Origin of the sequence: Aquabacterium parvum (assembly GCF_001447195.1) — a bacterium.
GTDB classification, from domain to species: domain Bacteria; phylum Pseudomonadota; class Gammaproteobacteria; order Burkholderiales; family Burkholderiaceae_C; genus Aquabacterium; species Aquabacterium parvum.
In genome coordinates, this window is record NZ_LFRI01000205.1 from 1 (window position 1) to 273 (window position 273).

Here is a 273-nt window from a genome sequence, read left to right on the forward strand (position 1 = left end):
GGGGGGGGTATGTCGCCACCCGACCTTGAAAAGGAAAGCCCCGAGTCCTGGTCAGAGGAGTTCGGGGCTGATGGAATCGAGACGCTACCCAGGCGGGTTGATCGGTACGGTAAGGCAAAGAGTCGTGCGCTCGATGGAGCGCAGTTTATCGGCGACCACGTTGAAGGTCAAGAAACGCTTCACCAGCGGCTCACCACTTGCGGTGACTACCTGCTGTTCCGGCACTACTTCACCATCGACGCTGTGAGGCTGCATGCGGCCAGCTTCTGCATG

Annotated in this window: 1 protein-coding gene; it reads right to left on the reverse strand. The window is 59.7% G+C overall.

The window, feature by feature from the left end:
- Positions 1-84 precede the first annotated feature (84 nt).
- Positions 85-273 (reverse strand): hypothetical protein (locus ABG80_RS22605; protein WP_235513774.1); only part of this gene is annotated, 189 nt, incomplete at its 5' end.